The organism is Streptomyces canus (genome assembly GCF_041435015.1).
Classification (GTDB): domain Bacteria; phylum Actinomycetota; class Actinomycetes; order Streptomycetales; family Streptomycetaceae; genus Streptomyces; species Streptomyces canus_G.
Genome location: NZ_CP107989.1, coordinates 1,420,230 through 1,446,202 on the forward strand (window position 1 = coordinate 1,420,230; position 25,973 = coordinate 1,446,202).

General features: G+C 71.9%; 23 protein-coding genes and 1 pseudogene. 11 read left to right on the plus strand and 13 right to left on the minus strand.

What is annotated here, in order from left to right:
* Nucleotides 1-44 precede the first annotated feature (44 nt).
* On the minus strand, nucleotides 45-1,472 hold the full coding sequence (locus tag OG841_RS06650; RefSeq protein ID WP_328642314.1) for a S8/S53 family peptidase: 1,428 nt from the start codon (nucleotides 1,470-1,472) through the stop codon (nucleotides 45-47).
* A gap of 148 nt (nucleotides 1,473-1,620) precedes the next feature.
* Here OG841_RS06650 and OG841_RS06655 point away from each other — a divergent pair, with 148 nt between their 5' ends.
* Nucleotides 1,621-4,188, plus strand: coding sequence for a CHAT domain-containing protein (locus OG841_RS06655; RefSeq protein ID WP_328643723.1), 2,568 nt, complete (start codon nucleotides 1,621-1,623; stop codon nucleotides 4,186-4,188).
* An 83-nt stretch (nucleotides 4,189-4,271) separates the two neighbouring features.
* Here the strand turns inward: OG841_RS06655 and OG841_RS06660 are convergent, their stop codons facing one another.
* Nucleotides 4,272-6,296, minus strand: coding sequence for a LuxR C-terminal-related transcriptional regulator (locus tag OG841_RS06660; RefSeq protein WP_328642313.1), 2,025 nt, complete (start codon nucleotides 6,294-6,296; stop codon nucleotides 4,272-4,274).
* 98 nt (nucleotides 6,297-6,394) lie between these two features.
* Here OG841_RS06660 and absR1 point away from each other — a divergent pair, with 98 nt between their 5' ends.
* Both absR1 and OG841_RS06670 read left to right on the plus strand, forming a co-directional pair.
* Complete coding sequence (gene absR1 / locus OG841_RS06665; protein ID WP_371563993.1) at nucleotides 6,395-7,480, plus strand: beta-glucuronidase AbsR1; 1,086 nt, start codon at nucleotides 6,395-6,397, stop codon at nucleotides 7,478-7,480.
* Between the two features lie 135 nt (nucleotides 7,481-7,615).
* A complete protein-coding gene (locus OG841_RS06670; protein ID WP_371563995.1) occupies nucleotides 7,616-8,128 on the plus strand; it encodes an AAA family ATPase in 513 nt (170 codons plus the stop codon).
* Here the strand turns inward: OG841_RS06670 and OG841_RS06675 are convergent.
* Nucleotides 8,109-8,552: a GNAT family N-acetyltransferase gene (locus tag OG841_RS06675; protein WP_328642310.1), complete on the minus strand. Its 444-nt coding sequence runs from the start codon at nucleotides 8,550-8,552 to the stop codon at nucleotides 8,109-8,111. The two genes, OG841_RS06670 and OG841_RS06675, sit on opposite strands and share 20 nt — an antisense overlap.
* Nucleotides 8,553-8,627: 75 nt before the next feature.
* Between OG841_RS06675 and OG841_RS06680 the strand changes: the two genes are divergently transcribed.
* Nucleotides 8,628-8,996, plus strand: coding sequence for a hypothetical protein (locus OG841_RS06680; RefSeq protein ID WP_371563998.1), 369 nt, complete (start codon nucleotides 8,628-8,630; stop codon nucleotides 8,994-8,996).
* 7 nt (nucleotides 8,997-9,003) lie between these two features.
* On the opposite strand, the gene OG841_RS06685 is transcribed toward OG841_RS06680, so the two are convergent.
* The 10 genes and pseudogenes from OG841_RS06685 to OG841_RS06730 all read right to left on the minus strand — a co-directional run bounded on the left by OG841_RS06685 (nucleotide 9,004) and on the right by OG841_RS06730 (nucleotide 18,732).
* Entirely contained in the window at nucleotides 9,004-10,380 is a 1,377-nt protein-coding gene (locus OG841_RS06685) for an NtaA/DmoA family FMN-dependent monooxygenase (RefSeq protein WP_371564000.1), read from the minus strand.
* 20 nt (nucleotides 10,381-10,400) lie between these two features.
* Nucleotides 10,401-11,612 (minus strand): LLM class flavin-dependent oxidoreductase, encoded by a 1,212-nt coding sequence (locus OG841_RS06690; RefSeq protein WP_371564002.1) that lies wholly within the window; start codon nucleotides 11,610-11,612, stop codon nucleotides 10,401-10,403.
* A gap of 81 nt (nucleotides 11,613-11,693) precedes the next feature.
* Complete coding sequence (locus OG841_RS06695; RefSeq protein WP_365118738.1) at nucleotides 11,694-11,921, minus strand: putative leader peptide; 228 nt, start codon at nucleotides 11,919-11,921, stop codon at nucleotides 11,694-11,696.
* A pseudogene (locus tag OG841_RS06700) lies at nucleotides 11,837-12,542 on the minus strand (GNAT family N-acetyltransferase). Before OG841_RS06700 ends, OG841_RS06695 begins: the two are co-directional and overlap by 85 nt.
* Before the next feature lie 40 nt (nucleotides 12,543-12,582).
* On the minus strand, nucleotides 12,583-13,605 hold the full coding sequence (locus OG841_RS06705; RefSeq protein ID WP_371564004.1) for a transporter substrate-binding domain-containing protein: 1,023 nt from the start codon (nucleotides 13,603-13,605) through the stop codon (nucleotides 12,583-12,585).
* A gap of 53 nt (nucleotides 13,606-13,658) precedes the next feature.
* Entirely contained in the window at nucleotides 13,659-14,438 is a 780-nt protein-coding gene (locus OG841_RS06710) for an amino acid ABC transporter ATP-binding protein (RefSeq protein WP_371564006.1), read from the minus strand.
* Nucleotides 14,435-15,418: an amino acid ABC transporter permease gene (locus tag OG841_RS06715; protein WP_365118742.1), complete on the minus strand. Its 984-nt coding sequence runs from the start codon at nucleotides 15,416-15,418 to the stop codon at nucleotides 14,435-14,437. The genes OG841_RS06710 and OG841_RS06715 overlap by 4 nt, the downstream gene beginning before the upstream one ends.
* 407 nt (nucleotides 15,419-15,825) lie before the next feature.
* Entirely contained in the window at nucleotides 15,826-16,701 is an 876-nt protein-coding gene (locus OG841_RS06720; RefSeq protein ID WP_328642303.1) for a glutathione S-transferase C-terminal domain-containing protein, read from the minus strand.
* 53 nt (nucleotides 16,702-16,754) lie between these two features.
* Entirely contained in the window at nucleotides 16,755-16,877 is a 123-nt protein-coding gene (locus OG841_RS06725) for a putative leader peptide (protein ID WP_328642302.1), read from the minus strand.
* 142 nt (nucleotides 16,878-17,019) lie between these two features.
* Nucleotides 17,020-18,732: an IlvD/Edd family dehydratase gene (locus OG841_RS06730; RefSeq protein WP_328642301.1), complete on the minus strand. Its 1,713-nt coding sequence runs from the start codon at nucleotides 18,730-18,732 to the stop codon at nucleotides 17,020-17,022.
* A 50-nt stretch (nucleotides 18,733-18,782) separates the two neighbouring features.
* Between OG841_RS06730 and OG841_RS06735 the strand changes: the two genes are divergently transcribed.
* The 7 genes from OG841_RS06735 to wecB all read left to right on the plus strand — a co-directional run bounded on the left by OG841_RS06735 (nucleotide 18,783) and on the right by wecB (nucleotide 25,929).
* Nucleotides 18,783-19,598 (plus strand): IclR family transcriptional regulator, encoded by an 816-nt coding sequence (locus OG841_RS06735; protein ID WP_328642300.1) that lies wholly within the window; start codon nucleotides 18,783-18,785, stop codon nucleotides 19,596-19,598.
* Between the two features lie 17 nt (nucleotides 19,599-19,615).
* Nucleotides 19,616-20,632, plus strand: a complete 1,017-nt coding sequence (locus tag OG841_RS06740) for a zinc-dependent alcohol dehydrogenase (protein WP_328643720.1) — start codon at nucleotides 19,616-19,618, stop codon at nucleotides 20,630-20,632.
* A gap of 136 nt (nucleotides 20,633-20,768) precedes the next feature.
* Nucleotides 20,769-21,368 (plus strand): acyltransferase, encoded by a 600-nt coding sequence (locus OG841_RS06745; RefSeq protein WP_328642299.1) that lies wholly within the window; start codon nucleotides 20,769-20,771, stop codon nucleotides 21,366-21,368.
* A 255-nt stretch (nucleotides 21,369-21,623) separates the two neighbouring features.
* A complete protein-coding gene (locus OG841_RS06750; RefSeq protein WP_328642298.1) occupies nucleotides 21,624-22,784 on the plus strand; it encodes a hypothetical protein in 1,161 nt (386 codons plus the stop codon).
* Entirely contained in the window at nucleotides 22,781-23,551 is a 771-nt protein-coding gene (locus OG841_RS06755) for a WecB/TagA/CpsF family glycosyltransferase (RefSeq protein ID WP_328642297.1), read from the plus strand. The genes OG841_RS06750 and OG841_RS06755 overlap by 4 nt, the downstream gene beginning before the upstream one ends.
* Nucleotides 23,551-24,810 (plus strand): nucleotide sugar dehydrogenase, encoded by a 1,260-nt coding sequence (locus tag OG841_RS06760; RefSeq protein ID WP_328642296.1) that lies wholly within the window; start codon nucleotides 23,551-23,553, stop codon nucleotides 24,808-24,810. The genes OG841_RS06755 and OG841_RS06760 overlap by 1 nt, the downstream gene beginning before the upstream one ends.
* A gap of 3 nt (nucleotides 24,811-24,813) precedes the next feature.
* Nucleotides 24,814-25,929 (plus strand): non-hydrolyzing UDP-N-acetylglucosamine 2-epimerase, encoded by a 1,116-nt coding sequence (gene wecB / locus OG841_RS06765; RefSeq protein WP_328642295.1) that lies wholly within the window; start codon nucleotides 24,814-24,816, stop codon nucleotides 25,927-25,929.
* The last annotated feature ends 44 nt before the right edge of the window (nucleotides 25,930-25,973 follow it).

Below are 25,973 nucleotides of genomic sequence, written 5' to 3' on the forward strand. Positions count from 1 at the left end.
GTACGGCCAGTCATCGTACGCCGTGGAAGGGGCCACTCCGGCCCTCATGCGCCGACAGGGCGCTGCACGACCGGCACCGGGCGCCAGCCGGCCGGCCTCAGCGCCGGTACGTGCGCCCCGCGCACTTCGGCGAACTGCGTGTTCGTGGCCAGCAGCTGCTGCCGGGCGGCGCGCGGGTCGGTCTCCTTGTTCGCGGTCATGTGGGCAGCGACCAGGCCGGCCACGACCGGGGTCGCGAAGGAGGTGCCGCTCCAGTGCGCGTACCCCTCGAACATCACCTGGTCCGGCTTGGCCGTGGTGCCGTCCTCGCTCAACACGCCGACGTGGGAAGGGGACTGGCAGGTGCACACGTAGGTGAACCCGAACCTGCAGGCCTCGTACGTGGAGTGCTGGTAGAGGTACGGCACGGGAGCCTCGAAGCCGGTGAGGGCGCTGGTGAGCCGCTCGCCGGGGGCGTAGACCTTCACCCAGGAGCCATGGTTGCTGAAGCAGGCGCCGAACTCGCCGTCGCCGCGCAGCGCGCCGACCGACAGGACGACGTCCTGGTACTCGGGCAGATCGGCGTAGGCGGCGGGCCAGAAGGGGCTGGCGCTGGCGTTGTTGCCGGCCGCGGCCACCAACAGGGTGCCGTGGGCGCGCAGTTCCTGCATGAAGGAGTCCATGCCGAGCAGTCCGTCGCTGCGGCCGTTGGAGGTGCCCGCGGAGAGGCTGATGAGGTCGGGCCAGCCGTCGGCGACGGCCTCGAAGAGTTTCTCGCCGAGCTCGGACTCCAGGATGGCGCCCGCGTCGTTGAGGGTGCTGCGGACGGTGATGTCGGTGTTGGGCGCGACGGCCGCGAGGACACCGGCGATGAACGTGCCGTGGCCGACGTACTGGAGGAGGTTGCCGGACCCGTCGGTCTCGGTGCCGTGCAGGTCGCCGTCGACGTGGGCCAGCAGCGGGACGAGGCCGTGGTCGTGGGTGAGACCGTTGTCGACGACGAGGACGCCCACGGCGGTGTCGGGGTCGTGACCGGCTTCCGCGGGGGCCGGGTTGGTGCCCTGGCTGAGCGCGGCGGGCACGGGCTCGTCGCCGGGGCAGGAGTTGACCGCGATCGACACCACGTGGTTGCGGCTGATCAGCCGGTGTCCTGCGCGTCCCTCGCGTTCGCTCATGGCGCGCAGGGCGTGGGTGACGGCACGGTCGCCGCGCCGGTCGCCGTGGCCCGGGTCGCCGACCTTGATCCGGGTGATGCCCGAGCGGTTGGTCTCGGGGCTGTCCCGGCGCACGTAGTCGCCGGTCAGACCGGTCGCTGCAGTGAAGTGGCTGCGGACGGTCTCCTCGACGAGTGCCGCGTCGCGTCCGTCGCGGGCGAGCACGACCCCCTTCTCGTAGATGAACTCCGAGGCGTCGTCGGGTCCCAGTGCCAGCGGGACGTCGGGCATGGAGCGCTGGATCTGGTCGAACTGCTCGTGGAATCGCTGAGGTGCCATGGCGTTTCCTCCCACTGAGGCGGCGGTCGTCAGTCAGAGCCGCGGGGACGGTGATTGATACAGCGCCAAACCGGTGTGGCCTGCCACCTGGGCCACTACCATCCATGGAGTGACAGCGGGAAGCGACTCGGTTCTCGAACTGCTGCCGATGGTGTTCGCCGCGCCCAACCAGGCGCTGGCGAGGGCAGAGGAAGTACTCGGCTCGGATCCCTCACCGCTGCACGCCTCCGTCGCCCACCAGGTGATCGGCATCTGGCAGCGGGACTGGGGCGACATGCGGATCGCCCTGGACCATCTGCGCCGGGCCCGCGATCTCGCGGCGCGGGCGGAGTCGGCCGACCGGGAGGCGGACGTGCTGGCCGCGCTCGGTGTGGCGCTGGTCCACGCCGGGCGGACCCGGGAGGGTCTCGCGGCGCTGGAGCGGGGGGTCGAGGTCGGCAGCGGCCACACCCGCGCGCGTGTTCTGTTCCGGCGCGCCTACGCGTCCTGGGTCCTCGGGCATCACCGGGCGGCGCTGGAGGACGTACGGCGGGCGGTTCCGGTGCTGCGGCAGGCCGACGACGTGATCTGGACGGCGCGGGCGCTGACCCTGCGGGCCACCGTGCATCTGGCGCTCGGGGCGGTGGAGCGGGCGGACGCCGACTTCACGGCGGCGGAGGCGCTGTGGGACACCACGGGCCAGGAGCACGACAAGGCCGACGCGGTGGAGAGCCGAGGGCTGGCCGCGTACCGGTCGGGGAACATCCCCGCCGCGCTGCGGCTGCTCGACGAGGCGCAGGAGCGGTACGCCAAGCTCGGCACGCCGATGTTCATGCTCAACATCAGGCGCTGCGAGGTCCTGATGGCGGCGGGGCTCGCCCCGGAGGCGCTCGCGGAGGCGGACGCGGCGATCGGGGTGCTGGACGGGATCGGCGGGCAGTCCACCCGCAAGGCGGAGCTGCTGCTCGCCGCGGCGCGGGCGGCCCGGCTCGCGGGGGACGCCCACACCGCGATCGCGCGCGCCGACTTGGCCGTACGACTGTTCGCGGGGCAGCGGCGCACCTGGTGGGAGACCCATGCGCGGCTGGTGCTGATCGAGGCGCGGGTCGCCGCGGGGCGCGGCTCGGGCCGGCTGGTCGCGGACGCGGTCGCGGTCGCCGACCGGCTGGCCTCCTTCGGCGCGCCGGCCGCCCCGGAGGCCTCGCTGCTCGCGGGCCGGATCGCGCTCGGTCTGGGGTGGCGGGAGGACGCCCAGCGGCATCTGGAGGTGGCGGCCCGCAGCCGGCACAGCGGGCCGCCGCTGGCGCGGATGACGGGGTGGGCGGCGCAGGCGCTGTGGGCGCGGGCCGTGGGCTCCGACCGGCGGGTGCTCGAGGCCTGTCGCCGGGGTCTGGACGTGCTCGACGACCACCGTACGACGCTCGGCGCCTCGGAACTGCGGGCGCGGGCCACCGCTCAGGGCGCCGAGCTGGCCGGCCTCGCCGCGCGGGCCTCGCTCGCCTCGGGCGGGCCGCGGCGGCTGCTGGTGTGGAGCGAGCGCTGGCGTGCCACGGTGTTGTCCGCGCCGCCGACCCGCCCGCCCGCCGATCCTGAACTGCTCAGTGGTTTGACCGCGTTCCGGGAGATCGCGGCCCGGGCGGAGGCGGCCCGGATGGAGGGCCGGCCGGTGCCGACGCTGGAGCGTGAACAGCGGCGCCTGGAACGGGAGATCCGCTCCCGGACCCTCCACATGCGGGGAGACGCACCCGGTGACGGCTACCGGTTCGACCCGCGCAGGCTGCTGGAACGGCTCGGTGACGACGTACGGCTGGTCGAACTGGCCGTGCTCGACGGGCGTGTTCAGGTGCTGCTGTGCGCGCAGGGGCGGGTGCGGCGGTTCGAGGGCGGGTTGCTGGCCGACGCGGAGCGCGAGGCGGAGCATGTCCAGGCGGGGCTGAGGCGACTGGCCCATCCGGGGGCGGAGGCGCGGCTTCCGGTGGTGGAGGCGGCCGGACGGCGGCTGGAGGAGCTGCTGCTCGGGCCGGCCGCGGCACAGCTCGGCTCCGGACCGGTCGTGGTGGTGCCGCCGGGGCGGCTGCACCGGGTGCCGTGGGCGCTGCTGCCCTCGCTGCGGGAACGGGTGTTCAGTGTGTCGCCGTCGGCGAGCAGCTGGCTGCGGGCGAGGGAGACCGTGCCGCCGCCGGGCGGGCGTCAGGTGCTCGTGCGCGGGCCGGGCCTCGCGAGCGGGGGCGCCGAGGTGCCCGAACTGGCCGGGCGCCACGGGTCCGCGACCGTCCTGGAGTACGACGACGCGCGCGTGCCGCGGGTGTTGGCGGAACTGGACGGGGCGGCGCTGGCGCACATCGCCGCGCACGGCACGTTCCGTGCGGACAGCCCGTTGTTCTCGGCGTTGCGGATGGCCGACGGGCCGCTCATCGTCCACGACTTCGAGCGCCTGGACCGCAGCCCGTACCGGATCATCCTGTCGTGCTGCGACACCGCCCGGTTCGCCTCGGTGGGTGCGGACGAACTGCTCGGTCTGGTCACCGCGCTGCTGCCGCTGGGCACGGCGGGAGTGGTGGCGTGCAGCGCGCCGGTCAACGACGAGGCGGTCGTGCCGTTGATGCTCACGCTGCACAAGGGGCTCAGTGCGGGGGCGTCGATGGCGGAGGCGTTGCGCGACGCGCGGGCCTCGCTGCCGGGGGACTCGGTGCATCAGGCGACGGGGTGGGCGTTCTCGGCGTTCGGGGCGGCGTGATGCCCCGGGGGTGCGTGAAGTGTGGGGCGGCCTGACCCCTCCCCCGAATACTGGGGGTCAGACCGCCCCGGTCCGGGTACGGCTCAGGCCGGCTGTGCCTCCGGCAGCTCGACCAGGCACGGCAGCGCGTCGCGGTCGCTCGCACCGAGGCGGGCGTACGCGCTGTAGAGGTGGTTGCCGACGGTGCGGATCGACAGGGTGAGCTTCTCCGCGATCTGGCGGTTGCTCAGGCCGGCGGCCGCGAGGGTGACGATCTGCCGCTGCCGGGCGGTGAGTTCGCCGAGGACCAGCCCGGACAGGGCCGGGGTGCGGGCGCCCTGGCAGCGCCGGGCCAGGGCGACGGCTCGGGTGCGTGAGGTGCGGGCGGCACCGGGGTCGCGGTGCGACCGTACGGCCTGGGCGTACGCCTCGGCGGCGAAGAGCAGGAAGCCGCGCTCCTCCAGCGCTTGCGCCGCCCGGTCGAGGGCGGGACCGTCGTCGTGGGCGAGCGCGTCGGCGTGTTCGGCGAAGACGCCGGTCAGCCGGCCGACGGCCCGCTCGGGCGCGCCGAGCCGGACGGCGTCGTACGGATCCTCGCCGACCGTGCCGAGCGCCGCGTCGAGATCACCGCGGGCGGCGGCCCACCAGGTGACCGCCGAACCGCCCGCGACCTCCCGCGAGTCGGCTGCGCCGCTCGACCCGGTGGGGGGCGCGGTGAGTGGGGGGGTACTGGAGTCGACGACGGCCGCGCGAGGTTGGAGGGGGCCGGCGAATCGACTGTCACTGGACCCGCCTCGGGACTCGACGGAGTCCGGTGCCGTGGACCCGGCCGGGACGACGGCGGCCCTGTCGTCGGACCCGGTCGAGGGCTCAGAGGATCGGTCGACGTCCGGGCCGGCCGGAGGTGCCGCGAGCTCCGGGTGTCCCGACTGTGCCGCGGCCAGGGCGAGTTCGAGACGGCAGGCCGGATCATCGGCAGCGGCTCGCAGTCCCTCCCTCGCCCAGGCCGCGGCCTCCCGCAGTTCCCCCCGCAGGCGTGCGAACCGTGCCCGTACCGCGGCGTGCCGGGCCGGTACGCCGGCGCCTTCGTCCAGGAGCCACTCCCCCACCGGCGCGAAGACGGCGCGTACGTCCCTCTCGCCGATCGCCCGGGCCAGGGCGGCCGTCTCGGTCTCCAGGGCCGCCGCGCAGTCGGCCGGGGTGGGGGCCAGGCGCAGAGCCTTCAGGCGTCCGGCGGCGGCTCGCAGCACCGGGGCGTGGAGCGGGTGGGCGAGGCGGGCGGTGCCCTGCTCGTCGACGTGGACCAGACCGTCGGCCTCCAGACGCTCCAGGGCGTCCAGGTCGAGCGTGCCGGCGTCCACGGGGAGCGGCTCGCCGAAGGCCAGACGGTCCAGGGTCTCGCGCTCGCCGGGACCCGTGCGGTCGAGGAGGTGCGCGGTACGCTCGCGCACGGTCGCGGTGATCGGCACCGGGCCGCGCCACTCCGATTCGGTCGAGTCCGGGACCCGGGCCATCCGGTCCTCCTCGCGCACCGCGTCCACCACCTCGCGCAGCAGTCGCAGATCGCCCCGGCACATGCGGTACAGCCGGCTGACGGTGAGGGCTTCGAGGCCGCCGACGCCGGAAGCGAGCAACTGCGCGGTCTCCTCGCGGGGCAACGGCTCCAGGGCGAGGCGCGGCAGGAGTTCTCCGGTCCACAGACGGGAGATCGCGCCCGGTGCACGGGCCCCGTCCGTGGCGACGACCAGCAGACGGGTGCGGCCGTGCACGGCGAGCTGGTGGACCAGGGCCGCCGAGGCGTCGTCCAGCAGATGGGCGTCGTCGACGAGCAACAGTCGTACGCCCGACAGGAGTTGGACCGCGCGGTGCAGGGACGCGGTCTCCGGGACAAGGTGCGCGAAGGCGGCGAACGGGAGCCCACGGGTCTCGGGCGTGCCCGCCACCCTGGCACAGTCGGTGCCGCGCACGGCCTCCGTGACGAGCCGGGTCTTGCCCCGGCCCGCGGGACCGGTGACCACGATGCCGTGCCGTCCCCCGGCGACAGACCTGCGGACCAGCTCGAGTTCGTCCTCCCGCCCGGTGAACGGCCAGGGCAGCTCCAGGGTCTTCGGGTCCCGTTCGAATGTCATCACGGAAGCAAGAGCACCGCTACTCAGTCCTGATACAGGGGGACTTGAGTAGCCCCCGACTCAGGCGCCCCGAGACGCCTCACGGCACGCTGAACCCCATGACCGCACGCTACTGCTCACTCGCGCAGCAGTCGGCTCCGGCGTTCGCCCCGGGGCTGGCCGCCGAGCGGCTGAGTGCGCTCATCGGCGGCGGCCGGATGTGGGTCAACAGCACGGTCCTGCACTACTGCTTCTTCGACGGCGACACCGACGGGTCGGTCATTCCGGTTCCGGGGACGGGGCAGTCCCGTCCGGTGTCGTGGGTCGGAGCCAAGGAGCAGCGGGACGTGGTGCGCGAGTGCTTCCAGGAGTGGCGGGGCCTCGGGATCGGCGTCACGATCACCGAGGTCGGCGACCGCTCGGAGGCCGAACTGCGCATCGGGTTCCAGCTCGGCGACGGCTCCTGGTCGACGGTGGGCAGGGACGCGCTCCAGGTCGGTCTGAACGAGCGCACCATGAACTTCGGCTGGGACCTGACCGCGCCCGGGGGACGCGGGACGGCCCTGCACGAGATCGGGCACGCGCTCGGCATGCTGCACGAACACCAGAGTCCGTTCGCCGGGATCCACTGGGACGACGAGGCCGTCTACGCCGATCTGGCGGGCCCGCCGAACTTCTGGAGCCGGGACCGGACGTTCTACAACATCCTGCGCAAGCTCGACCCGGACGAGGTGAACGGCACCGTCTGGGACCCACAGTCGATCATGGAGTACGCCTTCGAGGCGGGACTGATCCTGGAGCCGGAGCAGTTCCGCGCGGGCCTCGACCCGCCCGGCACCCTGTCGGCCGCCGACAAGGAGTACGTCCTGCGCTGGTACCCGCCGACCGAGCCGACCCGGCCGCCGGCGCTGGTGCCCTTCCGGTCCGCGCCGCTCGGGCTCGGACCGGGTGAGCAGGCCGACTTCACCGTGGAACCGCCGGAGACCCGCGAGTACACCGTGGGGACCTTCGGCGACAGCGACACCGTGGTCGTGGTCTTCGAGGAGCGGGACGGGGAACCCCGCTATCTCATCGGCCGGGACGACGGAGGCACTCCGCACAACGCCACGATCAGGGCCCGTCTCGTGAAGGGCCGCCGCTACTTCGTCCGTGTGCGCCTGTACTCCGCGTGGGGTTCGGGGGAAACCGCGGTCATGTGCTGGTGACAGCACAGACGGGCCGCACGGGCGAGGCTGGACCGCTGTCCGGCGCCGGGGGAATGGCCGGCGCACGTCACCTTCGGGGGAGGGAGACGTGCGCCGGCCACACGGCGTCCGCGTTCCGGGTGCAAGGGTGGGGCCATGCTGATCGTCATCGGCGGCCTGCCTGCCACCGGCAAGACCACCCTCGCGCGGCTCCTGGCCTCCAGGACGGGCGCGGTCCATCTGCGGGTCGACACCATCGAGCAGGCGGTCGTCCGCTCCGGACTGACCCGGCATCCGGTGGGGCCGGTGGGCTATGTCGTGGGGTACGCCCTCGCCGAGGAGCAGCTGCGGCTGGGGCTCACGGTGGTCGCGGAGTCCGTCAACCCGCTGGCGATCACGCGCGATGCCTGGTGCGGCGCCGCGACGAGGGCCGGGGTGCCCGTGGTCGAGGTGGAGGTCGTCTGCTCCGATCCGGACGAGCACCGGCGTCGCGTGAAGTCGCGCTCGGTGGACATCCCGGACCTGCCGCTGCCCACCTGGCAGCAGATCGCCGACGGGGAGTACGAGCCGTGGCATCGGGACCGCCTCGTGGTCGACACCGCGGGACAGGCGCCCGAGGATTCGCTGGGCCCGCTGATCGACGCGATCCTCACCGCAGGTCCCGGGTGAAGACGACGCGGGGACGGCCGGGGCCGTCGTAGTCCTCCACCACACGGGCGTCGAAGCCGAGGCTGCGGTGGAAGGCGATCGAGCCCTCGTTGGTGACCGAGGTGATCGCCTTGAGGCGGACCGCTCCCTGACCGCCGACGGCCTCGGTGAACGCCTCGTAGAGGGTACGGCCGAGGCCGGTGCCGCGGGCGTCGTCGCGGGTGGCGATCAGGTGGACGTAGCCGGTGTGGTCGGGGGTGACGAATCCGAAGAGGTAGCCGCGGATACCGTCCTCGGCTCTGGCGACCAGACAGGTGGAGCCGAACTCCTGCACCAGCGCCGTGAGATGGAGTGCGCGCAGGTCGCGCTCGCCCCAGTAGCGGGCGTGGTCCGCCAGGACGTGGTGGAGGTCGCTGACATCGGCGAGGTCGATTCGGACGGCCATGGCGCCGATCATGACATGAGGTCGGACGCGCCGTAGCGTCCTCCGTGAAGCCCCCGATCAGCAGGGAGTCAGCACATGATCACCGGATACGTCATCGGCGAGAGCCTTCGGCCCGGCGCGGTGTTCGAGCCGCGCGGACTGCGGTTGCGGAGGGTCAGCAGGGTCGAGATCGGCGGGGCGAGCGACGCGCAGCCGCCGGTGTGGACGCTCGTCGAGTGGGAGACCGACGGGGAGGACGTCGGTACGCTCGCCGACGCCTTGGCCTCGGCGCTGGAGCCGGAGAACGGCTGGTACGCCGACTTCACGGCCGGGGACGAGCGCGTGGTCGTCTTCGCGGGGAAGGTCTTCCGCTATCGGCGCGGCGACAAGGCGGGCCGCGCCGAAGCGGTGGCGTACGGGCGGTCGGTGGGTACGCCCGGGCATCAGCTCGACTGGGAGGAGTGACCTCGCTTCACGATGCGACCCGCTGCTCGTCCCGGACGTCGTCCGGGTGGGCGAGGCCGAGGTGATGGCGGAGGGTCGGACCCTCGTACTCGGTGCGGAAGACGCCCTGTTCCTGGAGGAGCGGGACGACCTTGTCGGCGAAGGCGTCGAGACCGGTCGGGGTGATGTGCGGGACGAGGATGAAGCCGTCGCTCGCGTCGGCCTGCACGTACGCGTTGATCGTGCGGGCGATCGTCTCCGGCGAGCCGACGAAGTTCTGCCGGTTGCCGGTGTTGATGACCAGGTCGCGGATGGACCAGTTGTTGGCGGCGGCCAGTTCGCGCCATTCGCGAGCGGTGGCCAGCGGGTCCCGGTACATGCGGACCTGGGCACGCCCCTTGGAGATGTGGTCGTCGCTGACATCCGGTTCGATGTCGGGGAGCGGTCCTTCGGGGTCGTACGACGACAGGTCCCGGTTCCAGACGAACTCCAGGTGCTTCAGCGCGGTGGCGCCGCTGACCTGCTGACGCCTGACGATCCGGGCCAGTTCCTCGGCCTCGGCGTCGGTGTCCGCGAGGGCGAAGGAGGCGGCGGGCAGAATCAGCAACTGGTCATGACGACGGCCGTACTTGGCGAGGCGGTTCTTGACGTCGGTGTAGAAGGCCTGGCCCTCCTTGAGGGTGGCGTACCGGCTGAAGATCGCGTCGGCGGAGGAGGCTGCGAACTCGCGGCCCTCCTCGGAGTCGCCGGCCTGGAAGACGACCGGGCGGCCCTGCGGGGAGCGCGGGACGTTGAACTGCCCGTGGATGTCGAAGTGTTGCCCGGTGTGGACGAAGGAGCCGGCCTTCGCGTCCCGCAGGAACACGCCCGAGGCCTGATCGGCGAGGATCTCGTCGCCGTGCCAGGAGTCGAAGAGCTCCAGGGTGGTGGCGAGGAACTCCTTGGCGCGGGAGTAGCGCTCCTCCTGGGGCAGGAAGCCGCCGCGGCGGAAGTTCTCGCCGGTGAAGGCGTCCCAGGAGGTGACGACGTTCCACGCGGAGCGGCCGCCGGAGAGGTGGTCGAGGCTGGCGAACTGGCGGGCCACCTCGTAGGGCTCGTTGAACGTGGAGTTGATGGTGCCGGTCAGGCCGAGGTGCTCGGTGACGGCGGCCAGCGCGGCGAGGACGGTGAAGGTGTCGGGGCGGCCGACGACGTCCAAGTCGTAGATCTTCCCTCCCTGTTCCCGCAGACGCAGGCCCTCGGCGAGGAACAGGAAGTCGAACTTGGCGCGTTCGGCGGTCTTCGCGAAGTGCGCGAAGGAGCTGAACTCGATGTGGCTGCCGGCCTCGGGGTCGCTCCACACAGTGGTGTTGTTGACGCCCGGGAAGTGTGCGGCCAGATGGATCTGCTTCTGCGGCTTGCTCATGTCGGTGCGGTCCTTCCGGCTCAGGCGCTGGCGGCGTAGCGGTTGGCGGGGCGGTCGAGGCCCAGCAGGCCTCGCAGGGTGTCGGCCTCGTAGGCGGTGCGGAAGGCGCCCCGGCGCTGGAGTTCGGGGACCAGACCGCGGGTGATCGCCGGGAGGTCGTGGCCGAGGACGGCGGGCCGCAGCCGGAAGCCGGTGAGACCGGCTGCCTGGAACTCACCGAGCAGGTCGGCGAGTTGGGAGGGAGTGCCGGTGAAGACGCGGGCGTCGCTCTGGTACGGCTCTCCCGCGAGGGTGTCGAGACGGTCCCGGCGGGCTGCGGCCGCTGCCTGGTCGTCGTCGAGGAAGACGACCAGGTCGCCGAAGACATGGAGGAGTTCGTCGCTCCGCCCGGCGGTCTCCTGCTCGGCGCGGATCTCGGCGACGATCGCGCGGGCCTGGTCGGTGTCGTGTGGGGTGATGTAACCGACGTCGGCCTGGCGGGCGATGAGCCGGTAGGGAACGGTCTGGTGACCGAGGGCGGTGACGAGCGGCTGGCCCTGCGGCGGTCGTGGCGTGATGGAGGGGCCCTTGACGCTGAAGTGCTTTCCCTCGAAGTCGATGTAGTGCAGCTTGTCCCGGTCGATGAAACGGCCGGTGGCGGCGTCGCGGATCTCGGCGTCGTCCTCCCAGCTGTCCCAGAGCCGGCGCACGGCCTCCACGTAGTCGGCGGCCTCGTCGAAGAGGTCGGTGACCAGTTCCTGGCTCTCGGGACTGTCGTAGGCCTCGATGCGCGGGATGGTGCGGCGACCGAAGTGGGCGGCCTCATTGGGGCGCGCGGTGATCTGGACCCGCAGGCCCGCGCGGCCGGTGCTGACGTAGTCGAGGGTCGCGACGGCCTTGGAGAGGTGGAACGGCTCCGTGTGGGTGACCACCGCGGTCGGGACCAGGCCTATGTGCCGGGTGAGCGGGGCGATGCGCGAGGCGATCAGGACGGCGTCGAGCCGGCCGCGGACCTGGTCGGTGCGCTCGTCGGGGTCGAGGAAGTGGGAGGACTGCGGGCCGAGGCCGTCCTCGATGGTGACGAAGTCGAGCAGGCCGCGCTCGGCCTCGGCGACCAGGTCGGCCCAGTATCCGGCGGTGAGCACGTCGCGGGGCCGGGCCTCAGGCTCGCGCCAGGAGGCGGGGTGCCAGCCGGTGCCGTCCAGAGCGACGGCGAGATGCAGCAAGGAGGGAGACGAAGAAGAGGGGGACACGGGTGGGTGCCTTCCTGGAGGTCCGTACGAGAGGGCCGGCCCGTGGATGCGCGGGGCACGGCGGCTGGGGCGTCTGACGGGTCAGGAACAACAGAGCGCGGTGGACACGCGCTGGAGATCGATGTGGGGCCGGGAGTGGAGGTGGGCGGAGCGGAGTGCGCTGATCACGCCCGTCACCTCCTCCTTCTGAGCGCGCGACGGCGCCCGGCGGATCTCGTCGTGAGTCACAACACCGCGCCCGGGTGGGATGTTCCTGGACTGCGGACCAGGAGGACGGGCGAGCGGCGGCGCAGGGTGAAACCGATCCACTCGTAGAGCCGGATCGCGTCGGCGTTGTCGGCGGCGGCGTGCAGGAACGGGATGTCCCCGCGCTCCCGGATACCGGCGGCGACCGCGCGGACCAGGCGGGTGGCGAGGCCCCGGCCCCGGTACGCGGGGTCGGTGCAGACCGCGCTGATCTCGGTCCAGCCGGGCGGGCGGAGCCTCCCCCAGCCTTCGGCCGGGGGACCCCCATCTCGCTTCGCTCGCCTGCCAGGGCGATCAACCGTCCCCGGTCGCGGATGCCGAGGTAGGTGCCGAGTTCGATGGTCCGCCTGAGGAAGGGTCCCGGGTTGGTACGGGCGACCAGGTCCAGGATCTCGGGCACGTCGTCGGGTCCGAGCCGTATCGCCTCGGGGCCGGGTTCGGCCCGCAGCGCGGTGTCGACGAGCTGGACTCCCACTCCCCCGCCGCGGCCGGGTCGCGGGGATCGGCGAGGGCGGCGAAGGCGTAGACGTCCGCCGGGTAGCGGGCGGCCTGGCCGACGCGTTCGGCGAGGTGGGCGTGCGGCCCGTCGAGGGCGGCCCATACGGCGTTGTCGAGGACGGAGGTGTCATGCGCGGTGGGTCTCGAGGAGGCTCCGCCTGCGCGGATGTCGGTCTGCTGGGCCACGGAGGCGGAGTCCTTTCCCACCGGGTTCGCCGAGGACGGGTCAGGAGTTGTCGAGCGGCAGCCCGGGCGGGTTGACCTCCGCCTTGGAGACGGCGTCGTTGGAGAGGTTCCACGCGGTGAGCCACTTGGCGTACTGACCGTTGTCGATCAGGTAGTTGATCGCGTCGGCGAGGGGCTTGGCGAGGCCGCTGCCCTTCTTGGCGGTCGCGGCGATCAGGCCCTGGAGCGTCTCGCCGGCACCGGAGTACTGGCCCGCGATGCGGGTCGCGTTGGGCGTGCTCGCGGTCTGGGTGACGTGGTAGGAGGAGTTGGGGCTGGGGCCCAGGTAGGCGTCGATCTTGCCGCTGGCGAGGGCCAGGTAGATGCTGGGGGTGTCCTGGAAGTACTTGATGGTGAGCTTCTTGCCCTCCTTCTTCAGCTTGGCCTGCCACTCCAGCAGGATCCGCTCCTGGTTGGTGCCGGCGCCGACCGAGACGGTCTTGCCGGCGAGGGCCTCGTAGTCGCCGTCGAAGGTCCACTTCGAGGTCTTGAGCGTCTCGAAGGCGAGGTCGTCCTTGCGGTAGGAGGCGAACTCGTACTTCTGCTTGCGCTCCTCGGTGTCGGTGATGTTGGAGAAGCCGACGTTCACCTTGCCGCTGTCGATGCCGACGAAGAGGTTCTCCCAGGTGAAACGCTTGACCTCGGGTTCCAGGCCGAGGACGGCGGCGACCAGGCGGGCCAGGTCGGTCTCGGAACCGGTGAGGGTCTTCTGGTCGCTGCCCACGAAGCCCAGCGGCGGGGAACCGGAGGGCAGGGTGCCGGAACCGATCACCAGCTTGCCGCTCTTCTTGACGGCGTCGGGCAGCTCGGCGCTGATGGACTTCACCTCGGCGACCTTGAGCGCGGTCTCCTTGGCGGCGCCGTTGGACAACCGGCCCACGGTGACCGTGCCGGCGCTGTCGCTCGTCCTGGTGGCGGCATCGCTGTCACCGCCGCAGGCCGCGAGCCCGCCGGCGAGGGCGGCGACGGTGGTCGCCGCGGTGATGCCGCGCATCAGGCCGCGTCGGGAGGGGTGAATGGGCATGGCTGTCCTTAGGAGTTGGGAGGAAGAGGGTGAGGAGTGGGGCGAAAGACGGTTCAGAGGACCTTGCTCAGGAAGTCCCGGGTCCGCTCGTGCCGCGGCCGGTCGAGGACCTCGGAGGGCGGGCCCTGCTCGACGATGCGTCCGCCGTCGATGAAGACGACCCGGTCGGCGACCTCGCGGGCGAAGCCGATCTCGTGGGTGACGATGACGAGCGTGGTGCCGCTGGTCGCCAAGTCCTTGATGACGGCGAGGACTTCACCGACGAGCTCGGGGTCGAGGGCGGAGGTCGGCTCGTCGAAGAGGATGACTCCCGGTCGCAGGGCGAGGGCGCGGGCGATGGCCACGCGCTGCTGCTGGCCACCCGACAACTGCCGTGGATAGGCACCGGTCTTGTCGGCCAGGCCTACCCGGCCGAGGAGTTCACGGGCGAGCTCCCTGGCCTCCGTCCCGGTGAGCTTCCCGGTCGCCACCGGCGCGGCGGCCACGTTGTCGAGGACGGTCAGGTGCGGGAAGAGGTTGAAGTTCTGGAAGACGAACCCGATGCGGCTGCGCTGGGTCAGGATGGCGCGCTCGCTGAGCTCCTTGAGGCGGTCGCCCTGTCGGCGGACGCCGATCAGTTCGTCGTTGACGCTGACATGGCCGATCTCCGGCTTCTCCAGGTGGTTGATGACCCGCAGCAGGGTGGACTTCCCGGAGCCGGACGGGCCGAGGATCACGGTGACCTCGCCGGGCCGCACGGTCAGGTCGACCCCGTCCAGGACCCGGTGGGTGCCGTACCACTTGTGCACTCCGTGCACTTCGAGCGCGACGGGGGTGATGTCGGTGACGGTCATATCGCGGTCTCCCTGCGGACACGTGCCGTGAGGTCGGTGAGACCGGCGCGCAGTTTCTGGAGCGGGGTCGGCGGCAGGGAGCGGGTGGCGCCCCGGGCGTAGTACCGCTCGACATAGAACTGGACGACGGACACGGCGCTGGTGAGGATCAGGTACCAGACGGTGGCGACCAGGAGCAGCGGCACGATGTCTCCGGGGTAGGTGGAGCCCATGGACTGCACGGTGCCGAACAGGTCGAGCAGGGAGACGTAGAAGACCAGCGAGGTGCTCTTGATGAGGCCGATGAGCTGGTTGACGTAGTTCGGGGTGATCGAGCGCAACGCCTGCGGGAAGACGACCTTCCGGAACTGGTAGCCCTTCGGCAGACCGAGTGACGAGGCCGCTTCGTGCTGGCCCTGGTCGACGGAGAGGATGCCGCCACGGACGACCTCCGCGGCGTAGGCGGCCTCGTTGAGGCTGAGGCCGATCACCGCGATGACCATGTCGGTGGCGAGCCGGGACTCGTCGAAGGAGAAGAAGGCCGGGCCGAAGGGGACGCCGACGCTCAGCGTCTTGTACAGGGCACTGAAGTTGTAGAGGAACAGCAGGAGGACGATCAGCGGAATGGAGCGCAGAGCCCACACGTAGGTCCAGCTCACCGCCCGCAGCACCGGGCTCTTCGAGAGCCGGGCCAGGGCGAGCAGAATGCCGCCGAGGAGTCCCAGCACCGCGCTGTAGGCGGTGACTTCCAGGGTGATCACAAGCCCGTCGAGGACGGTCGGCCGCAGGAACCAGTAGCCGAACCGGTCCCACTGGTAGAACGGGTTGGTCACCAGGCCGTGGACGAACTGGGCCGCCAGAACCAGGACGACGGCGGTGGCGATCCAGCGGCCCGGTCGCCTCAAGGGCAGAACGCGCTGCGCTGCGAAGGGGTTTGACGGGGCGTCGGGGCGTGGCGGCGCCTCGGTGACGGACACGGCGGCGCCTGGGGGTTCACTCATGAGGGGCTCCGGCGGAGTCGGGATTCCCCTGGGGCACGGCGAACGCGGCGCACTACGGGCGCAGGACGCGACGCACGGGAACCGGGGGCAGGGCGGACAACGGCACACCGCGAGCGCGGTGTTCGTCAGGAACGCGGGGGCTGCGGAGGCGGAACGTCAGCCCCGACAGCGGGCACGGCCCGGTGCGGTACACAGTGCGCTGCTCACGCGGAGCAGATCGACGGCCCGGTTGGCGACGAGCGGGTTGCCGTACGGACGTACGCAGCCCGGGGAACGGCGTGAGGCCGTCCTGGGAGCTGCGTACATGTCGGTCACCGTCGCTGTTCTCGGGGTTCAAGGCTCTTGTGAGCCGCAAGTAAAAGCAGGTGCCCGGACCGGTGTCAACGCCGGTCCGGCAGATGGGACGGTCAGGAGCGCCTGGCGGGCCGGGCGGCGTGCGCGGCCCAGTCCAGAATCTGTACGGCGGCCCCGGCGGCCTCCAGGCCCTGGCAGTGGGCGTGGTGCCGGCGGGCGATGCCGTCGAGGTCGAGGTGGGTGCCGAAGGCCGGGTGGGCGGTCAGCCGGCGGGCGTAGGCCCACAGCGTGGGGTGGCCGGCGATGCGCTGCACCGCGGCGGCGTCGAGGTGGTGGCGGTGCACGGTGTCGAGTTGCACCAGCGTGACCCACAACTCGACGTCGGCGGCGGTGATGTGATCTCGGATCAGGAACTCACGGTCGACGAGCCAGCGCTCCAACGAGCCCAGGGATCCCAGCAGTTGCTCGAGGGCGGCGACACGGTCCTCGTCGTCACCGCCCGCCGACCCGGCCTGCTGCGCGGCCTGCGCGATGCCGCTGCTCATCCGCTCGACGGCCTCGGTCTCCGACTCCGCTCCGCACGGGTACAGGGCCGGACGTCCGCCGCCGAAGTGCCGGGCCAGGTCGCGGGTGATGTCGGTGGCGTGGGTGCTGACGATCCGCCCTGACCAGTCGTCGCTGAGCACCGGTGCGACGGCCGCGCCGGTGTATCGGTGCGCGCTGGCCTCGTACAGCGGGCGCAGCGCGGAATGCCCCCCGTCGGGACAGTCGGGGACCGGGTCCAGGAGGGTCACGGGACAGATGTCGTCGAGGCCGAGCAGGCTGTGCGCGACGGCGATGCGCAGACCGTCCGCGCAGGCTGCGGCCAGGTGCAGCCGGTAGCGGCGCGGCACGGCGTAGTGCCCGCTGCGTGCGTCCTGGCCGATCCGGCCCCGGAACGCGGGGGCCGGGTGGGGTGCGGAGATGCAGGCGAGCGGTGTGACGGACATGGGTCTCCCCGGGGTGTCGGTGCGCAGACGTGTACGCGGCGGAAGCGTCGGGCTCAGCCCAGGGGCCTGATGGCGCTGCAGACCCGCAGCAGATCGATGTGACGGCGGGAGGTCAGAAGAGGCGACGGCCGGGATGTCCGGCTCACTCGGCCGACGGCCGGTTCCACGCGCCTCATATTTCCCTACCTGTTCACTAGGATTCCCATCTGGAGTGTCGATCGGGCCGGAGCGCACGTCAAGAGGGCGTCCACGAGGCGGTCGGGGGCAGGGTTCGCGGCCCGGCCGGGCGGCGAGGTGGGGATCGCCGGCCGCGAGCGATCAGTGCGACTCGCGGCTGACCTGCGAGCCGCTGGAACCGAGGAGGAAGTCCAGGTCGGCTCCCGTGTCGGCCTGTTGGACGTGGTCGACGTACAACCGCTCCCAGCCCCGCCCCGGGTTCGCGAAGCCCTCGACGGTGGCCGCGTTCGGGGTGCGGGCGGCGAGTTCGTCGGCCGGCACCTCGAGGTCGATACGGCGGGCCTCGACGTCGAGGCTGATGACATCGCCGGTCCGCACGAGGGCGAGCGGACCGCCCGCCGCCGCTTCGGGGGCCACGTGCAGGACGACCGTGCCGTACGCGGTGCCGCTCATCCGGCCGTCGCAGACGCGGACCATGTCCCGCACCCCCTGCTCCAGCAGCTTGGTGGGCAGCGGCATGTTGGCCACCTCGGGCATGCCCGGATACCCCTTGGGGCCGCAGCCGCGCAGGACCAGGACGGAGTCGGCGTCCACGTCCAGGTCCGGGTCGTCGACGCGGGCGTGGAAGTCCTCGATGCTGTCGAAGACGACCGCCCGGCCCCGGTGCCGCAGCAGATGGGGTGAGGCGGCCGCGGGTTTGATCAGCGCTCCGTCGGGGGCGAGGCTGCCGCGCAGAACGGCGATGCCGCCCTCCTCGACCAGGGGCCGCGCCCGGGTCCTGATCACCTCCGCGTCCCAGATCGGGGCGTCGGTGAGGTGGTCCACCAGCGGCCGGCCCGTGACGGTCAGCGCCTCGGGGTCCAGGAGGTCGGCGACCTCGCGCAGCACGGCGAGCAGGCCGCCGGCCCGGTGGAAGTCCTCCATGAGGAAGCGTCCGGCGGGCTGGAGGTCCACCAGGACCGGCACCCGGGAGCCGATGCGGTCGAAGTCGTCCAGGGTCAGGTCGACGCCCAGCCGGCCCGCGATGGCGAGGAGATGGACGACGGCGTTGGTGGATCCGCCGATCGCGGCCAGCGCCACGATCGCGTTGTGGAAGGACCCCTTGGTCAGGAAGGTGCTCGGGCGGCGCTCGGCGGCCACCAGCTCCACCGCGAGCCGCCCGGTGCCGTGCGCGGCCGCCAGGAGCCGGCTGTCCGGCGCGGGCGTACCGGCCACCCCGGGGACGACCGTACCCAGCGCCTCGGCGACCAACGCCATCGTCGAGGCCGTGCCCATGGTGTTGCAGTGCCCGCGGCTGCGGATCATCGAGGACTCGGAGCGGATGAACTGCTCCTGGGACAGGGTGCCGGCGCGGACCTCCTCCGACAGCCGCCACACGTCCGTGCCGCAGCCCAGCGGTGTGCCGCGGAAGGTGCCGGTCAGCATCGGCCCGCCGGGCACGACCACGGCGGGCAGGTCCACCGAGGCGGCGGCCATCAGCAGCGACGGGATCGTCTTGTCGCAGCCGCCCAGCAGGACCACGCCGTCGAGGGGGTTGGCCCGCAGCATCTCCTCCGTGGCCATCGCCGCCATGTTGCGCCAGAGCATGGCCGTGGGCCGCACATTGGTCTCGCCCAGCGACACCACCGGCAGGTCGAGGGGGATGCCGCCCGCCTCGTACACACCGTCGCGGACGGACCTGGCCACCTCGTCCAGGTGTGCGTTGCAGGGCGTGAGGTCGGAGGCGGTGTTGGCGATGGCGATCTGGGGCCGGCCGGTGAAGGCGTCGTCCGGGACGCCCCGGCGCATCCAGGCCCGGTGGATGTAGGCGTTGCGGTCCTGTCCCCCATACCACTGTGCGCTGCGAAGGCCCATCGCTCGGCTCTTTCCGGTAATCGGTACGACGGTCTACTATCCGGAACGCGATGCAGCATACGCAGCCCTTCCCCGCTTCGACAGCCCCCGTCACGGACAGCGCGGAGGGCGACCGTCTCGTGGGATCGGACCGGGTGCTCGCCGTGCTCAAGGAACTCGCCCGGCACCCGGACGGGGTGTCGCTCGAAGCGCTCACCCGGGTGATCGGCAGCCCCAAGGCGACCGTGCACCGGGCCCTGGCCGCCCTGCGCCGGGCAGGTCTGGCGGGCCAGGACTCCCGCGGCCGCTATCTGCTGGGCGACGAGTTCCTTCGGATGGCCTTCGCCCATCACGAGGCCCGCCCCGAACACGTGCGTGTCCGGCCGCTGTTGAAGGCACTGTCGGACCGGTTCGGCGAGACCGTCCACTACGCCGTCCTGGACGGCCGTGAGGTCGTCCACCGCGCCAAGGCCGACCCGCCCACCGGCGCCGTCCGGCTGACCTCCACGGTCGGAGGCCGCAGTCCCGCCCACGCGACCGGCGCCGGAAAGGCGCTGCTCGCCCAGGAGTTGGGCACCCTCGACGCCGTACGGCAATGGATCGGCGAGACGCCCCTGGAGCGCCGGACGCCTCGAACCCTGTGCACGGCAGCGGAGTTGCACCGCGAGCTGCGGGCCACGCGCGAGCGGGGGTACGCCCTCGACGACCAGGAGCACGAGACCGGCGTCAACTGCCTCGCGCTGCCCGTGTACGGCACCTCGCCGACGGTTCCCTCCGGGGCGGTGAGCGTCAGCGCGCTGGCGTACCGGACTCCGCTGCGAACGCTGGTCGACGCGGTCGAGGAGATCCGCGACGCCCTCGGCCCCCTGAAGGAGCCCCCGAGTTGAACGCACCCGGCGCCGAGATACGCGCCTTCGTCCTCACGGCCCCCGGCGAGTTCGCGGTCCGGGCGGTACCCGCGCCGGTACCCGCACCCGGCGAGGTCGTCGTCGACGTGGAGCGGGTCGGGGTGTGCGGCACCGACCTGGAGTTCTTCACCGGGGCCATGACCTATCTCCACCAAGGACACGCCGCCTATCCGATGCGGCTGGGCCACGAGTGGGCCGGTCGGGTCCGGACGGTCGGCGCCGGTGTGGATCCCGTCTGGACCGGGCGCCGGGTCATGGGCGACACCATGCTCGGCTGCGGGACCTGCCGCCGCTGCCGGCGCGGAGCGCAGCATGTCTGCGAGCAGCGGGAGGAGGTGGGCATCCGGGGCGGCCGAGCCGGTGCCCTGGCCGAACAACTCGCCGTGCCCGTCGGCTCGTTGCACATCCTGCCCGACTCCGTGGACCCGGTGCTCGGCGCGCTGGTCGAACCGGGCGGCAACGCCCTGCGGGCCGCGCGGGCGACAGGAGCGGGGCCCGGCGACCGGGTCCTGGTGCTGGGTCCCGGGACCATCGGTCTGCTGGTCGCGCTGTTCGCCCGGGCCGCCGGTGCGGAGGTGCATCTGCTGGGCGCCGGCGAAGCCTCCCTCGCCTTCGCGCGCTCGCTGGGCTTCCCGCACGCCTGGCGCGAGGACACCCTGCCGGACCTGCCGTTCGACGCGGTCGTCGACGCCACCAACGCGGTCCATCTGCCCGCCCTGGCACAGGAGCTGGTCGAACCGGGCGGGCGGCTCGTGTACATCGGCCTGGCCGGCGAGCCCAGCAGGATCGACACCCGCACACTCGTCCTGAAGGACGTGACGGCGATCGGCGTCCTGTCGGCCTCCCCCGGGCTCGACGCCACCATCAAGGCGTACGCCGAGAAGGTCGTCGACCCGCGACCGCTCGTGGCCGCCACTGTCGCACTGGACGCGATCGGCGCCGTACTCGCGGGCGAGCGCCCGCCCGGCGCCGGTCCGGGGCCGAAGATCCACGTCGATCCCGGCCTGGTCTGAGTCCGCCTCCGTTCGAGGCGGCTCACGAACGGAGGCTGGCATTCCGCCCGTGCGGTGATCAGACTCGGTCCGTCAAGTGACACCGTCGGCATGTTCGGCGACCAGACATGATCGACGAGACGAAGGGTTCAGTCCGGTGAACTTCAAGGTGCAGCCGACCGCGCAGGTCGACGAGACGGCGGCGATCGGCGAGGGGACGACGGTCTGGGATCTGGCCCAGATCCGCGAGAACGCCCGGCTGGGGAGCGGGTGCATCGTGGGCCGGGGCGCCTATGTCGGCCCCGGGGTGCGGATCGGCGACAACGTCAAGCTCCAGAACTACGCGCTGGTCTACGAACCCGCCGTGCTCGGCGACGGGGTGTTCGTCGGCCCGGCCGCCGTCCTCACCAACGACTACTTCCCCCGGTCGGTGGACCCGCAGGGCAAGCTGAAGCGCGGCGCCGACTGGGAGGCCGTGGCGGTGGAGGTGGCCGAAGGGGCGTCCCTCGGGGCCCGGTCCGTGTGTGTGGCGCCGGTCCGCGTCGGCCGCTGGGCGCTGGTGGCGGCGGGCGCCGTGGTGACCCGGGACGTGCCCGACCACGCGCTCGTGGCCGGTGTTCCGGCGCGCCGGATCGGCTGGGTGGGCCGGGCCGGCGTCCGGCTGGTCGAGCGGGAGGGCGAGCCGGGCACCTGGGAGTGCCCCGAAACGGGCGCTCTGTACGACGAGAAGGACGGCGGACTCGTCGAACGCCCATGACTCCTTCTTTACGCCAAAACGCAAATCATCGAACATTCACCGGCATAACATGTGTGCGAACTGTGCAGACCAAGCACAATGGGCACACGAACCAGTAGTGCCCAGGGGGGGTTACCGGGTGGAAACACCTATGCCTGAAATCAGGGTCGGCACAAGCTCCGAAGTCTGACGTCCGCCTGCCTTCCACCGCCCGGCCGACCGCGCCGCGGCGCTCATAAGTCTGCGCAAAAACAGGGGGGTTGGTGTGTCCAACCGATGAGCATCACACGTCTGGCCGCGCTCGGTCGTGAGGAACCGACGCTGCTCCCACTCGCCCAACGACTCCTCACGGTCGCCGAGTCGGGGCTGCCGTCGATGCTGCTGCCCGGCGGCGAGGCCTTCGCCTTCACCATGGCCGGGCGGCCGACGGCTGCGGGTTCCTGGACCCTGGAGCAGCGCGGCACCAGCACCCGGTACGCGGCCATCACCGCGCTGGGTGTCCGGTTCCTGCCGGAGGACCGCCAGCGCGCGGCCCTCGGCGGGCGCACCGCCGAGGAGTTCACGGGCCTGCTCATCGAGTCGCTGCCCGGCGTCACGAACCTCGGCGACGCGGCGCTCATCGCCTGGGCCGCCGCCGAGACCGGACACCCCAAGCTCTCCGACGCCCTGGCCCGGGTCGACGCCCTGGACGACGAGGGCCGGCCGCAGTACACCGTCGAGGCGGCCTGGGTGCTGTCCGCCCTGGCGACGGCCCGCGACTCGGTCGATGTGGAGAGACGTTTCTCCGCAGCTCGCGACCGTCTGCTGCGGGCCCGCATCGGCGACAGCCCGCTCTTCCCGCACGCCACCGGCCCCGGCCTGGTGCCCTGGTACCGGGCGCATGTGGCCTGCTTCGCCGACCAGACGTACCCGCTCCAGGCCCTGGCCCGCGCCCACGCGAGCGACGGGGCCGGCGATCCGGAGGCGCTGGCCGCGTCCGAGGCCTGCGCCACGCGCATCTGCGAGCTCCAGGGCGACGGCGGACAGTGGTGGTGGCACTACGACGCGCGTACCGGCCACGTCGTGGAGGGCTACCCGGTCTACAGCGTCCACCAGCACGCGATGGCGCCGACCGCGCTGTTCGATCTCACCGACGCCGGTGGCAGTGACTTCGGCCCGGCGATCCGCAAGGGCCTCGGCTGGATGACGGACGTACCCGAACTGGCCGGACACCCGGAGCCGTTGATTCTCGACGAGCTCGGCGTGACCTGGCGCAAGGTCTACCGGGGCGACCCGAAGAAGGCCGTACGCGCCGCCCGGGGGCTCGGCACCCGAGTGGCCCCGGGCCTCCGGCTGAAGGCTCTGGACCGGATGTACCGGCCGCTCTCCGTGGACCGCGAATGCCGGCCGTACGAGTTCGGCTGGATGCTGCACGCCTGGCAGGGGGGACGCATATGAGCGAGCGCCGGACTCTGTTCGGGTTCGAGCTGGACCCGCTGACCATGGACGAGACCGTCGAGCGCTGCCTCGAAGCGGTGCGGGACGACAGACAGCTGGAGATCGGCGTGGTCAACGCCGCGAAGCTGGTCAACATGCGGCGCGATCCCCGGCTCGCCGAGGCCGTGTCGGGCTGTGACCTGGTCCTCGCCGACGGCCAGGCCGTGGTCTGGGCCGGCAGGGTCCTGCGCACCCCGCTGCCCGAGCGGGTGGCGGGCATCGACCTGTTCCTGCGGCTGCTGGCCGAGGCCGAGTCGGCGGGCATCTCCGTGTACTTCCTCGGCGCCAAGGAACAGGTGCTGGAGGAGATGCTGCGCCGGGTGGCCGACCGCTTCCCCGGTCTGAAGGTCGCCGGCAGCCGCAACGGCTACTTCGACGACTCCCAGCAGGAGGCCATCGCGGGCGACATCGCCCGGAGCGGCGCCCAGATGCTCTTCCTTGGCATGACCTCGCCGAAGAAGGAGATCTTCACCGCCGCCCACGGCGCACAGACCGGCGCCCGAGTGGTGCACGGAGTGGGCGGTTCCTTCGACATCCTGGCCGGGATCACCAAGCGGGCCCCCGCGTCATGGCAGCGGTTCGGGGTCGAGTGGCTCTACCGCGCGCTCCAGGAGCCGCGCCGACTGGGTCGGCGCTACCTCACCACCAACACCGCCTTCCTTCTCATGACGGCGCGGGAGTTCATCCGGCTCATCCCGCAGGCCGCTCCCGCGAACAGGAGTCACTGATGCGTGTCGTCGTGGTTGGACAGGGATACGTCGGCCTGCCGCTGGCCATCCGGGCCGCCGAGGTCGGACACGAGGTGATCGGCTACGACGTCGACTCCCGGCGGGTCAAGAGCCTCGCCGCCGGTGAGTCCTTCGTCGAGGACGTCACCTCCGAACGGATCCGCGCGGCCCTGGACAGCGGTGCCTACCGGCCCAGCGAGTCGGCCAAGGACTGCGGCGGCTTCGACGTCGCGGTCGTCACCGTGCCCACCCCGCTGCACGAGGGCACGCCCGACCTGCGCTACATCCGCGAGTCGGCGGTCACCCTCGCCCGCTATCTGAGACCCGGGGCGACCGTCGTCCTGGAGTCGACCACCTATCCCGGTACGACCCAGGAGATGTTCGCCCCGATCCTGGAGGACGGCTCGGGCCTGACCGCGGGCACCGACTTCCAGCTGGGCTACAGCCCGGAGCGCATCGACCCCGGAAACGCCGTCTGGGGCTTCAAGGAGACCCCGAAGGTCGTGTCGGGCGTCAACGAGGCCTCGCTCAAGGCCGTTCAGGACTTCTACGCCGAACTCGTGGACACCACGGTGCCGGTGGGCTCGCCGAAGGAGGCCGAACTCGCCAAGCTCCTCGAGAACACCTTCCGGCATGTGAACATCGCACTGGTCAACGAGATCGCGATGTTCGCCCACCACCTGGACATCGACGTCTGGCAGGCCATCGACGCCGCCTCCACCAAGCCCTTCGGCTTCATGCGGTTCACGCCCGGACCCGGCGTCGGCGGTCACTGCCTGCCGATCGACCCCTCGTACCTGTCCTGGCGGGTGCAGCGCGAACTCGGCCAGAGCTTCCGCTTCGTGGAGCTGGCCAACGACATCAACAACCACATGCCCGAGTACGTGACGCGCCGCATCACGGACCTGTTCAACGAGCGACGCCGCTCGGTGAACGGCTCGCGCATCCTGCTGCTCGGCCTGGCGTACAAGAAGAACACCGGCGACGCACGTGAGTCGCCGGCCCTGCGCATCTCCCAGCTGCTGCTCGACATGGGCGCCCAGGTCAGGGCGGCGGACCCGCATGTCGTCGAGGGACTGCCGGTGGACACCCGGCTGGTGCGGGTCGAACCGGACCCGCAGGAGCTGGCGGCCGCCGACGTGGTGGTCCTGCTCACCGACCACGACGCCTTCGACTACGACCTGATCGCCGAACACGCCCCCTTCGTCCTCGACTGCAGGCGTCGGCTGCCGTCCGGACCCACCATCGAGGTGCTCTGAACCATGCCGCGCATCGTCTGCGTCGCCGGGGCCCGCCCCAACTACATGAAGATCAAACCGGTGATGGACGCCCTGGAGAGCCGGGGCGCCGAGGTGATCCTCGTCCACACCGGCCAGCACTACGACCCGGCCATGAACGACGTGTTCTTCGCCGACCTGGGCATCCGCCCGCCCGACCGCTTCCTCGGGGTCGGTTCGGGCAGCCACGCCGAGCAGACCGGACGCGTGATGACCGCGTTCGAGCCCCTGCTCGGCGAACTCGCCCCGGACATCGTCGTCGTGGTCGGCGACATCAACTCCACCCTGGCCTGCGCCCTGGTCACCGCGAAGGCGGGGCCGCTGCTCGCCCATGTCGAGTCCGGGCTGCGCAGCCGGGACTGGAGCATGCCGGAGGAGGTCAACCGGGTCGCCACCGACCGCGTCAGCGACTATCTGCTGGCCCCCTCCCCCGACGCCGTGGAGAACCTGCGCGCGGAGGGGTACCGGGACGACCAGGTCCACCTCGTCGGCAACGTCATGATCGACACACTGCTGACCAACCTGGAGCGGGCCAGGGCGTCGGACGTTCTCGACCGGTACGGCCTGACCAGGGGCGGGTTCGGCCTGGTCACCCTGCACCGTCCGGCCAACGTGGACGACCCCGAGATCCTCGCCGGGCTGCTGAAGGCGCTCGGCGAGATCGCCGGCCGGCTGCCGTTGCTGCTGCCCGTGCATCCGCGCGCGGCCGGCCGGCTGGCCGAGATCGGCGTACCCGGCGGCATCCAACTGGTGCCGCCCGCCGGTTACCTGGACTTCATCGCCCTGCAGGACGCCGCCCGGATCGTCCTGACCGACTCGGGCGGAATCCAGGAGGAGACCACCGCGCTCGGCGTGCCCTGCGTGACCCTGCGGGACAACACCGAGCGGCCCATCACCGTCGAGCAGGGCACCAATGTGCTGGCCGGCCGGGACCCGGCCCGGATCGTGTCCGTCGTGAGCCGGGTGCTCGACGCGCCTCCCGCGCCACGCCGGCCCGAGCTCTGGGACGGCCACGCCAGTGACCGGATCGCCGAGGTCCTGCTGGAGGGAGGCACGGCGAACACACGACCGAGGCCCACCGATCGAACGTTCCCCATATGATCCGCTTGCAACATATGCTCGTCGAACGTTTGGGCGCGAGGGGG

Coding starts and splice junctions, on each gene's coding strand:
- OG841_RS06650 (WP_328642314.1), bottom strand. CDS start 1,472: ATGGCACCTCAGCGATTCCACGAGCAGTTCGACCAGATCCAGCGCTCC.
- OG841_RS06655 (WP_328643723.1), top strand. CDS start 1,621: ATGGTGTTCGCCGCGCCCAACCAGGCGCTGGCGAGGGCAGAGGAAGTA.
- OG841_RS06660 (WP_328642313.1), bottom strand. CDS start 6,296: ATGACATTCGAACGGGACCCGAAGACCCTGGAGCTGCCCTGGCCGTTC.
- absR1 (WP_371563993.1), top strand. CDS start 6,395: ATGACCGCACGCTACTGCTCACTCGCGCAGCAGTCGGCTCCGGCGTTC.
- OG841_RS06670 (WP_371563995.1), top strand. CDS start 7,616: ATGCTGATCGTCATCGGCGGCCTGCCTGCCACCGGCAAGACCACCCTC.
- OG841_RS06675 (WP_328642310.1), bottom strand. CDS start 8,552: ATGGCCGTCCGAATCGACCTCGCCGATGTCAGCGACCTCCACCACGTC.
- OG841_RS06680 (WP_371563998.1), top strand. CDS start 8,628: ATGATCACCGGATACGTCATCGGCGAGAGCCTTCGGCCCGGCGCGGTG.
- OG841_RS06685 (WP_371564000.1), bottom strand. CDS start 10,380: ATGAGCAAGCCGCAGAAGCAGATCCATCTGGCCGCACACTTCCCGGGC.
- OG841_RS06705 (WP_371564004.1), bottom strand. CDS start 13,605: ATGCCCATTCACCCCTCCCGACGCGGCCTGATGCGCGGCATCACCGCG.
- OG841_RS06710 (WP_371564006.1), bottom strand. CDS start 14,438: ATGACCGTCACCGACATCACCCCCGTCGCGCTCGAAGTGCACGGAGTG.
- OG841_RS06715 (WP_365118742.1), bottom strand. CDS start 15,418: ATGAGTGAACCCCCAGGCGCCGCCGTGTCCGTCACCGAGGCGCCGCCA.
- OG841_RS06720 (WP_328642303.1), bottom strand. CDS start 16,701: ATGTCCGTCACACCGCTCGCCTGCATCTCCGCACCCCACCCGGCCCCC.
- OG841_RS06725 (WP_328642302.1), bottom strand. CDS start 16,877: ATGAGGCGCGTGGAACCGGCCGTCGGCCGAGTGAGCCGGACATCCCGG.
- OG841_RS06730 (WP_328642301.1), bottom strand. CDS start 18,732: ATGGGCCTTCGCAGCGCACAGTGGTATGGGGGACAGGACCGCAACGCC.
- OG841_RS06735 (WP_328642300.1), top strand. CDS start 18,783: ATGCAGCATACGCAGCCCTTCCCCGCTTCGACAGCCCCCGTCACGGAC.
- OG841_RS06750 (WP_328642298.1), top strand. CDS start 21,624: ATGAGCATCACACGTCTGGCCGCGCTCGGTCGTGAGGAACCGACGCTG.
- OG841_RS06755 (WP_328642297.1), top strand. CDS start 22,781: ATGAGCGAGCGCCGGACTCTGTTCGGGTTCGAGCTGGACCCGCTGACC.
- OG841_RS06760 (WP_328642296.1), top strand. CDS start 23,551: ATGCGTGTCGTCGTGGTTGGACAGGGATACGTCGGCCTGCCGCTGGCC.
- wecB (WP_328642295.1), top strand. CDS start 24,814: ATGCCGCGCATCGTCTGCGTCGCCGGGGCCCGCCCCAACTACATGAAG.